This window comes from Variovorax sp. P4_D9, assembly GCF_056401695.1.
In genome coordinates this window covers 1-8,933 of record NZ_JBFUIU010000361.1, presented here as the reverse complement: position 1 = coordinate 8,933, position 8,933 = coordinate 1, and the positions used below count along the sequence as shown (strand labels likewise).

The following is an 8,933-nucleotide window of genomic DNA, read 5'->3' as shown; positions in this document are numbered from 1 at the left end:
GCGCCAATGGCGGTGGTGGCCAGGGCCCGCGCGGCCAGGGCGGCCGCGGCCAAGGCCCGGCACGCGGACCGCAGGGACCGGCGCGCGCGCCGCACCATGCGCCGACGCACCACCAGAGCCACCTGCCGCATGAAGAGCGCCAGCCGCGCCATCACGGCAACAGCCACAGCCCGACGCAGGCCGACGCGGTGGCGCATCTGCGCGCCGAAGCAGTGGCCGGCGGCGACGGCCAGCCTGATCCGTTGCGCACTAGCGTCGACAGCCTCGGTGGCGGCCGCGGACGTCGCGGCGGCGGTGGCGGCTACGGCGGCAACCGCTCCGGCGGCGGCGGCCGTTCGGGTGGCGGCGGTCGCTCCGGCGGCGGCTACGGTGGCGGCGGTGGTGGCTACGGCGGTGGCGGCGGTGGCCGCTCTTTCGGCCGCTGAGTCACGACACCTCCACTTCTCCGATAAAAAAGGGCGCGCTGCGCCCTTTTTCTTTGGCCTGGACGGCCGCGGTCGCTCAGCTCAGGCGCGCGCCGGTCTGGCGGTCGAACAGGTGCACGCTCTCGCTGCCGATCACCAGCCCAACGACCTGGTCCGGCTGGGCATCGACCCGGCCGTGCACCGCCAGCGTGAGCTGGGTGCCGCCGACCTCGACCAGCAGTTCGGTCTCGGCGCCGGTCGGCTCGACCACGATCACCTTGGCCGGCACGCCATTCGAGGCGTCCGACAAGGTGATGTCCCCCGGCCGTACGCCATAGTGGACCGCCTGCCCGTCGACCGCCGAGCCGGCGGCCGGTGCCGGCCACGATGCACCCTGCGCCTCGACGCGGCATTGCCCGTTGGCGCGGCGCACCGTGCCTTCCAGCACGTTCATCGACGGCGAGCCGATGAACTGGGCGACGAACAGGTTGTCGGGCCGGTCGTAGAGCTCGAGCGGCGTCCCGATCTGCTCGACCGCGCCGTCGTGCATCACGACGATGCGGTCGGCCATCGTCATGGCCTCGATYTGGTCGTGGGTSACGTAGACGGTGGTGGTCTTSAGSCGCTGGTGCAGCGCCTTGATCTCGGCGCGCATCGCGACCCGCAGCTTGGCGTCSAGGTTGGACAGCGGCTCGTCGAACAGGAACACCTTCGGGTCGCGSACGATSGCGCGCCCCATSGCSACSCGCTGSCGCTGRCCGCCSGACAGCTCGCGCGGATAGCGCCCGAGCAACTTGTCGAGGTTGAGGATCTTCGCGGCATCGGCCACGCGCTTGTCGGTGAGCGTTTTTTCGGCCTTGCGCAGGCGCAAGCTGAAGCCCATGTTCTCGCCGACCGTCATGTGCGGATACAGCGCGTAGCTCTGGAACACCATCGCGATGTCGCGGTCCTTCGATTCGAGCTCATTGACGACCCGGCCGTCGATCATGATCTGGCCGCCGCTGATGTCTTCCAGGCCGGCCAGCATGCGCAGCAAGGTGGACTTGCCGCAGCCCGAGGGCCCGACCAGCACGACGAACTCGCCGTCCTCGATCTCGAAGCCCAGGCGCTCGATGATGCGCGTCTTGCCATAGGACTTCTGGACATCGCGAAAAGTGACTGAAGCCATTTTTGTCGTCTCTTTCTCTCTCTGTTGGCCCGGCGAAGCCCGGGCCTGTTCGGGGGACACCGCGGAACCGGCTTTGCCGGGCCGCCGGTGTCGCCCCCTGAAAGGGGGTGGGCGCCCGGACACGAAGTGCCGGGCAACCTGGGGGTCAGCTCTTCACCGCGCCGGCGGTGATGCCGCCGACCATGTAGCGCTTGAACGTGTAATAGATCGCCGCGGGCGGCAGTGCATAGATGAGACCGGTCGCCATCAGCAGTTCCCAGGGCGAATCGTCGGCCGCGAGAAAGTTGCCGAGCGCCACGGCCAGGGTCACGCTGCGGTCGTTCGACAGCAGCAGGAAGGCGTACAGGTACTCGTTCCAGGCCAGCAGCAGCGCATAGGTTCCGACCGCCACCAGCGAGGGCACCATCAACGGCAGGTAGACCAGCCGGAACAGCTGCAGCGGCGATGCGCCGTCCATGCGCGCCGCCTCGTCGAGCTCGTAGGGCAGCTTGTCGGAGGCCTGCTTGAGCACCCAGATGCAGTAGGGCGAGGCGATGGTCACCATCGCGAGGATCAGCGCCCACTGGCTGTTGAGCAGGCCGTAGTTGCCCATGGTCTTGTACATCGGCACGGCCAGGAAGGCGGCCGGGATGAAGTACGTGAAGAGCGCCATGTTCATCACCGTGCGGCCGCCGCGCACGCGCAGCCGGCTGATCGCGAAGGCCGCAGTGGTGGCGACGAACAGCGTGATCGCCCCGACCGCCACCGCGATGAACAGCGAGTTGCCCAGCTGCACCCAGAAGTGGTCCAGGTAGAAATGCTTCTGCTGGAACACCGTCGCGAAGTTGTCGAAGGTCGGCGACTTCGGCCACAGCCGGCCGCTGGTCGCGGTGCCGCGCGGCGAGATCGCGAACAGCACCATGTGGTAGATCGGGATCAGCGTCCAGAGCAGCACCGGGATGCCGATCAGCAGCAGCTTGGCTTCGTTGCCGACCGCCTTGAGGGACCAGCGCTTGCGACTCATTTCGACAACCTCTTCATCATGAAATAGACCAGCGGCAGCACCAGCGGCATGGCGACGACGATCGAGGCCATCGACAGGTCGACCTGGTCGAGCCGCAGGTAGCGGATGCCGAGCGTCGCCAGCACATGGGTCAGGTCGGCCGGACCGCCGCCGGTCAGCAGGTAGACGCTGTTGAAGTCGCCGAGCGTCCAGATCATCGAGAGGATCAGCGAGGTGACGTAGAGCGTGCGCAGGGCCGGCCAGCTGATGAAGCGGAACTTCTGCCACGAACTGGCGCCGTCGACCGAGGCCGCCTCGTACTGCTCGCCCGGGATCGCGAGCCGCCCCGCCACCAGGATCAGGGTCCAGAACGGCAGCGACTTCCAGATGTGCATCAGCATCGAGAAGCTCAGGGCCAGGGTCGGATCGTTGAGCCAGTTGGGGCCGTCGAGGCCGGTCAGGTGGAAGATGGTGCTGTTGATCACGCCCCACTCGRGATTCAGCATGAAGCGCACCGAGAGAATGGTCGGGATCGAAGGCACCGCCCAGGGCAGGATGAAGACCCCCGCGAGGATCTTGATCCACCAGCGCGACCGCACGAAGAAACCCGACAGCACCAGCGCCACGAGCATCTTGATGTTGATCGCAACCACCAGGAAGACGATGGTGTTGATCACCGAGCGGAAGAAGATCGGGTCCTCGACCAGGTGCACGTAGCTCTGCGGATGGCGTGCCAGCCAGAGGCCGTAGCACACCGGATAGAGCACGAAGACCAGGAACACCAGCAGGTAGGGAACGACCATCAGCCGCCCCCAGAACTGCCAGCGTCCGAGCTTCGCGGGCGACGTCGCGGCACTGCCGGCCACGGTCACGGCGTTGGCTGTGGAACTCATGGTCGGCTTCCGCTTTCAGCTCAACGGGCGACCGTCTTGATGCGCTCGATCATTTCGTCGACCGCCTTGTCCACCGGCACCTTGTCGCTCACGATGCGGTTCATCGCCTTGGCCCAGACGTTCTCGTTGTTGAGGATCGTGAACTTGTAGTTCTTGGTGAATTCGAAGGTCACGGTGCCGGCCGCGTACTGGTTGTAGACCGACTTGCGATGCGAATCGGCCTGCCAGAACGGGCTCGCCTGCCCTGCCTTGGTCACCGGGAACCAGCGCCCGAGCGAGCCTTCGACGTACGGCGTGAGGTTCTCCTCCTGCAGCAGGAAGCTCACGAACTCCTTGGCGAGCTGCTTGTTCTTGCCTTCCTTGAACACCACGCCGGTCTTCACAGCCGTGCGGTAGACCATCTTGCCGCCGTCGGGCTTGTTCGGGAAGCCCGCGGTGCGGATGCGCTCGGTGTAGTTCTTCCTGGCCTCCTCGCGCTGCTCGGGCGTGAGCGTCGCGTTGTTCGAGTCGTCGAGCGACTTGGCAGGCAGCGAGATGGTCGCGTTGTGCGTCATCAGGATGGTCTTGTTGTGGAAGGCGGCGTTGTTGTCCGGGTCCTTCCAGCTGGTGGACGACGGCGGTGTGCAGCCTTTCTGATAGGGCGCCACGTAGTCGGTCATCGCATTGATGAGGCCGGTGCGCACGGCGGGGTCGTCGACCAGCAGCTTGCCGCTGTCGCTCACCAGCTTCACGTTGTACGCATCCATGAAGGTCAGGAACGAATAGAACGAGTCGCTCGAATCGACGCCCATCGGCATGCCGATGCCGAAGGTGCGCTTGCCGCTCTTCTGGCGGCTGGCGGGTTGCGCCTTCTCGCACCAGAAGGACCAGTAGTCCTTCCAGTTGGTCGGAATGTCGGACTCCTTGAAGCCCGCCTCGCCGAGCATGTCGATCCAGTATTCGATATGCATCGTCTGTTGCTTGATCGGGAAGGCGTAGTAGGCCTTGGACTTGGTCTTGTCGTCGTAGAGGAAGGTGGTCTCGATGGTGTTCGGGGCGAAGCGCGAGGCGATCGGCGCCATGACGCTGCTGATGTCCTCCAGCTTGTCGTCGAAGGCCCACTTGCCGGTGACCTGGAAGTCGTAGACGTCGGCATAGGCGACGTCGGGCGGGTTGCCCGAGTCGAGCGCCGAGACGGTCTTCGGGATCATGTCCTGCACCGGGTACTGGGACAGCTCGACCTTGACGCCCTTGTGCTTGTCCTCGAACTTCTTGATGGCGGCGAACAAGGCATCGTCCTCGGCCTTGTAGAAGCCCTTGACCCACCAGACGGTGAGCTTCTCCTGCGCCGAAGCCTGGCCGGCGACCGTGAGGCCCAGGGCCATCATCGCCGGGACCACGAGTGCTTTGAATTTCATGTGTCTTGTCTCCTTCTTCTTGCAGCTGAACAGCTCGGTGCACGAGCGGGGTGGGTAAGGGAAATCTCGGCGAGCCTCAGACGGCCGCCCGCAGGCGCGGCGGCGGACGCGACAAGCGGGGCAGCCGGCGGCGCGAGCCCAGCACTTCGTCGATGTCCTGGCGGGCGCCGTCGATCAGCTTGATGATGGCCCGCTCGGCCCGTGCCGGATTGCGGGCGATGACGGCGTCGAGCACCGCGCGATGCAACGGCAGCGACAGCGCCGGGCCGTCCTTCTTGACGGTCGAGATCTCGAAGCTGGTGCGCAGCAGCGCATGCAGGGCCTTGCTCATCTGCGCCAGCATGCGGTTGCGGGCGCTGCGCAGCAGGCCGTTGTGGAAGCGCAGGTCGAAAGTGACATAGTCGCCGCCGAATTCCACCGCGTGCTTCATGCCGGCATAGGCGGCCTCGATCTCCTCGATGTCCTCGGGCGTGGCGCGTTCAGCGGCCAGCCGCACGGCGGCGGGTTCGACCGCGCGCCGCAGGTCCTGCAGGTCGCGCAGGAACTCGGGCGTGAGGCCGGCCCGGGCCTGCCAGGTGATCACGTCGGGGTCGAACCAGTTCCAGTGCTCGTCGGGCAGCACGCGGGTGCCGAGCTTGGGCCCGGTGACGATCAGGCCCTTGGCCACCAGGGACTTCACGGCCTCGCGCACCACCGTGCGGCTGACGCCGAAGGCCTGGCAGAGCAAGGGCTCGGCCGGCATCGGCGTGCCGACCGCGTACCGGCGCGAGACGATCGCCTCCCCCAGCAGATCGAGCGTGCGGCCATGGGTATTCTTGGCCATGGGCGTGCCGCTCAGGCGGCGACCGGCGTCAACAGCGGCTGGCCGGCGAAGTGGGCGCGCAGGTTGTCGAACACCAGCTGGCCCATGGCTTCGCGCGTCTGCTTGGTGCCGCTGCCGATGTGCGGCGTCAGCACCACATTGGGCAGCGCGCGCAGGGCTTCGGGCACGTTCGGCTCGGTGGCGAAGACATCGAGCCCGGCGCCGGCGATCGTGCCGTGGCGAAGCGCGTCGATGAGTGCCTCTTCGTCGACCACGCTGCCGCGGGCGACATTGACCAGGTAGCCCTCGGGGCCGAGCGCCTTCAGCACGCGGGCATCGATCAGGCCCTTGGTGCCGGCGCCGCCAGGCGTGATCACGATCAGGAAATCGACCGCAGCGGCCAGCGAGACCGGATCGGGATGGTAGGTGTAGCCGATACCGGCGCGCGGCGAACGCGCGGTGTAGGCGATGCTCATCTTGAAGGCCAGGGCACGCTCGGCGATCGCCTGGCCGATGCGGCCCATGCCGACGATGCCGAGCCGGCCGCCCGTGACCTTTCGGCTCAACGCGATCGGGCCATGCGTCCATTCGTTGGCGCGCACGAAACGGTCGGCTTGCGGAATGCGGCGCGCGGCGGCGATCAGCAGGCCGATGGCGAGGTCGGCCACGTCGTCGTTGAGGACCGAGGGCGTATTGGTGACGGGCACGCCGCGCTCGTGCGCAGCCGGCACGTCGACGCCGTCGTAGCCGACGCCGAAGACCGAGATCACTTCGAGGGCAGGCATCTGCGCGATCAGATCGCGCGGCACCTTGGCCTCGCCGTTGGCGACCACCCCGCGGATCCGCGGCGCCACCGCGGCGAAGGCGGCCGGGTCGCTGACATGGATGCGGTCGTGCAGCGTGTAATGCTGCCGCAGTTGCTCGAGCAGGAAAGGCATCAACGGCGCGACAAGCAGCAACTCGGGCCGTCCGGCATTTTCTGGGGTCACTTCGTCTCCTGCTTGAACCATCGGTGCGCAACAGCGCCCTTCGGAAGCGCCGCTCACCGGGCGCCGCCGGATCGAATCATATGATGATTGAAATGGCGATCGCGCAGGACAAACCCTGATGGCGAAGCGCAGGCTAGCGCGCCGCGTTCACCGCGCGCTTCACGAAGCGCCCCGCCCGTGCACCGGTGGCACGCCCTTCGGCCGTGTAGCTCAACCTCCCGTTGACCCAGACCCGCTCGATGCCTTCGCTGTACTCGCTCGGCCGCTCGAAGGTGGCGCCGTCCTTCACGCGCTGTGGATCGAACAGGACGATGTCGGCCATGTAGCCGGCCTTGAGCAGGCCCCGCTCGCCGATGCGGAAGCGCGCCGCCGACAGGCCGGTCATCTTGTGCACGGCCTGCTCGAGCCGCAGCAGGCCCTTCTCGCGCCAGTAGTTCGCGAGCACGCGCGGGAATGCGCCCCAAAGCCGCGGATGCGGCCGCTCGTCGTGCGGCAAGCCGTCGGAGCCGATCATCGCGAGCGGATGCGTGATGACGCGCTGGACGTCGTCCTCGCGCATCTGGAAGTAGCAGGCGTTGCCGGGTTTCAGCCGCCGTGCGGCTTCCTGCTGGGAGACGCCCCACTCCGCCGCAATGTCGGCCAGGTAGCGGCCGCCGACCTCGGGATGCGGCTGGCTGCCGGTGATCAGGATGTCGATGATGCCGTCGACCAGGTCCTCGCGCAGCACGGTCGAACCGGCGGTGTACGGATAGACATCCATGCCGACCTCCTGGCCGCGCGCCAGCGCTTCGATCAGCGGCAGGGTCTCGCGGGTGCGGCCCCAGTTGGCGGGGCCGGCGCACTTGTGGTGCGAGATCACCAGCGGCAGGCCGGACTGGCGCGCGGTCAGCGCGGCCTCCTGCAGTGCAGGCAGGATGCCGGCCAGTTCGTCGCGGATGTGGGTCGCGTAGACGCCACCGTTGCGCGCCGCCACGCTGGCGACGGCGACCAGTTCCTCGACGTCGGCCGCGAAGGCCTCTTCGTAGAACACGCCCGAGGACAGGCCCAGGGCGCCCGCATCCATGGCCTCCTGCATGGCCGCCGCCATCGCCGACCGCTCGGCCTCGTTGGCAGCGCGGTCGAGCACCGGCATGTGGCGCATCCGCAGTGCCGTGTGGCCCAGCAGCGCGGCGACGTTGACGGCCGGCCGCGCCGCATTCACGGCCTCGGCATAGGCCCGCATCGTGGCGTGGCGGAACTGGCCCCGGCCCAGCAGCGACAACGGCGCCAGGGGCGAGTCGGTGACCATCGGCGCTAGCGAGATGCCGCAGTTGCCGACGATCACGGTGGTCACGCCCTGCGAGATCTTCGGCAGCATGTCGGCCTTCTCGATCGCGGCCGCGTCGTCGTGCGTGTGGACGTCGATGAAGCCGGGCGCGACGACCAGGCCTGTGCAGTCGACCTCGTCCATCGGGCCTTGGGCGCGCAGCTGCGCGAGGACTTCATGCGGGGTCTGGCCGGGCGCCGCGACCGAGACGATGCGATCGCCCGCGAACAGCACATCGCCCTGCCAGCCCGGCGTGTCGCTGCCATCAACGATGGTGCCGCCCTTGAGCAGCGTCGCGTGTCCGCCGATGCCCGCCACCTGCTTGTCTTGAATCGTCATTGTTCGTCTTCGAAAGTTTCCGAGGCGCCGGAATACTCGGCGCTGTCGAAGCCATGCTTGTGCAGCAGCTGCTTGAACTGCTGCAGTCCGCGCGTCGCGACCGGCCCGAGCTTCTGGGCCAGGCGGACCATCAGGATCTCGATCACCACCAAGTGTGCGAGATAGGCCTCGGTGCCGACGCGCATCACCGCATCCTGCGGCACCGACACCGCGAGCACCAGGTCCGCGGTCTCGGCCAGCGGGGTGTCGGGCTGCGTCAGCGCCACCACGGTGGCACCCTGCGAGCGTGCGAAGCGCGCGGCCTCCAGCGTGTAGGGCATGCGGCCGACGTGCGAGATCACGAAGGCCACGCCGTCGGGACCGAGCGTGCTCGCCGAGACCAGCTGCTGGTGCGCATCGAAGATGGCGTTGGCGGTGCGTCCCAGCCGGAACAGCCGGCTCTGCAGTTCGTTGGCCATGAAGGTCGAGGCGGCGCCGACCGAATAGCAGTCGATGCGCCGGGCTTCCGCCAGCCGGTTCGCGACCCGGTCGAGCACGTCGACGTCGATGCGGCGGCCGAGCTCGGTCAGCGATGACACGGCGGCATGGATGATCTTGCTTGCGACGTCGCCCGCGCTGTCCTCGGCCAGCACGCTGCGGTGCAGGTACGAGCC

At 67.6% G+C, this 8,933-nt stretch carries 8 protein-coding genes and 1 pseudogene; 1 reads left to right on the top strand and 8 read right to left on the bottom strand.

Going from position 1 to position 8,933, the window contains the following annotated elements; genetic code table 11:
- A pseudogene (locus AC1DY5_RS30900) lies at positions 1–425 on the top strand (DEAD/DEAH box helicase); the annotation flags it as partial.
- A 76-nt stretch (positions 426–501) separates the two neighbouring features.
- On the opposite strand, the gene AC1DY5_RS30895 reads toward AC1DY5_RS30900, so the two are convergent.
- From AC1DY5_RS30895 to AC1DY5_RS30860, 8 genes are all read right to left on the bottom strand, one after another.
- The gene (locus AC1DY5_RS30895; protein WP_478117671.1) at positions 502–1,572 is read right to left on the bottom strand and encodes an ABC transporter ATP-binding protein; all 1,071 of its coding nucleotides are present in this window, start codon (positions 1,570–1,572) and stop codon (positions 502–504) included.
- 145 nt (positions 1,573–1,717) lie between these two features.
- A complete protein-coding gene (locus tag AC1DY5_RS30890; RefSeq protein ID WP_478117669.1) occupies positions 1,718–2,575 on the bottom strand; it encodes a carbohydrate ABC transporter permease in 858 nt (285 codons plus the stop codon).
- Complete coding sequence (locus AC1DY5_RS30885) at positions 2,572–3,447, bottom strand: carbohydrate ABC transporter permease (RefSeq protein ID WP_478117667.1); 876 nt, start codon at positions 3,445–3,447, stop codon at positions 2,572–2,574. The genes AC1DY5_RS30890 and AC1DY5_RS30885 overlap by 4 nt, the downstream gene beginning before the upstream one ends.
- A 20-nt stretch (positions 3,448–3,467) precedes the next feature.
- A complete protein-coding gene (locus AC1DY5_RS30880; protein ID WP_478117665.1) occupies positions 3,468–4,844 on the bottom strand; it encodes an ABC transporter substrate-binding protein in 1,377 nt (458 codons plus the stop codon).
- Between the two features lie 76 nt (positions 4,845–4,920).
- Positions 4,921–5,667: a FadR/GntR family transcriptional regulator gene (locus AC1DY5_RS30875; protein ID WP_478117664.1), complete on the bottom strand. Its 747-nt coding sequence runs from the start codon at positions 5,665–5,667 to the stop codon at positions 4,921–4,923.
- Between the two features lie 11 nt (positions 5,668–5,678).
- The gene (locus AC1DY5_RS30870; RefSeq protein WP_478117672.1) at positions 5,679–6,584 is read right to left on the bottom strand and encodes a 2-hydroxyacid dehydrogenase; all 906 of its coding nucleotides are present in this window, start codon (positions 6,582–6,584) and stop codon (positions 5,679–5,681) included.
- Positions 6,585–6,768: 184 nt separating this feature from the next.
- Positions 6,769–8,280, bottom strand: a complete 1,512-nt coding sequence (locus AC1DY5_RS30865) for an N-acyl-D-amino-acid deacylase family protein (protein ID WP_478117662.1) — start codon at positions 8,278–8,280, stop codon at positions 6,769–6,771.
- The coding region (locus AC1DY5_RS30860; RefSeq protein ID WP_478117660.1) for a MurR/RpiR family transcriptional regulator at positions 8,277–8,933 on the bottom strand (657 nt) is incomplete at its 5' end. The genes AC1DY5_RS30860 and AC1DY5_RS30865, both read right to left, overlap by 4 nt.